This is a genomic window from Methanocalculus natronophilus (assembly GCF_038751955.1).
GTDB classification, from domain to species: Archaea; Halobacteriota; Methanomicrobia; order Methanomicrobiales; family Methanocorpusculaceae; genus Methanocalculus; species Methanocalculus natronophilus.
This window is the reverse complement of the sequence record NZ_JBCEXH010000133.1, coordinates 1-509: the sequence shown is the minus strand read 5'-3', so window position 1 is coordinate 509 and position 509 is coordinate 1. Positions and strand designations below refer to the sequence as shown.

Sequence of the window (509 nt, the reverse complement as noted above, 5' to 3'; positions counted from 1 at the left end):
AGTTATTTACTCTAGTCGATAATGCATTAGATGATACGATGAAATCTTATATTCGTCCTATGATGTTTGCCGAAGATTTTTCTTAATACCAACAAATTATCCCAGGGTTCTTTATGATGTTAGGCGTACGCAATGAGGATAAAAAGTATGTTCATCCATTACATAGTTGTTACTTTAACTTTGATGAGAAAGTTCTTATTAATGGCATAAAAACCTATGATTTAATCTTAAAGAAGATGAATATTGTTTAAAAAAAGATTTATTCGTTGACACTGTTTATCAGCTATGTTATTCTTTATTTTGAAAATTGAATAAAAGCCGTGAAAAAGGAGGCCGCGTTTTTCAAGAGTACCTTTGGGAAAGGGGAAAACGCCGAAGCGTGATAACACGCTGGGCCTATACTGAATAAGTATAGGACTGTTCGACTAAGTTGCCCAACTTAGGAGAAAGCGCTTTGACATGGTGGGCGAAAGGTAGTTATATAAATTATAGCCATGAGCCTTTTGCTC

At 34.8% G+C, this 509-nt stretch carries 1 riboswitch.

From position 1 onward, the window contains the following. Positions 1–319 precede the first annotated feature (319 nt). Positions 320–463, top strand: a riboswitch (Lysine riboswitch). Positions 464–509: the final 46 nt, after the last annotated feature.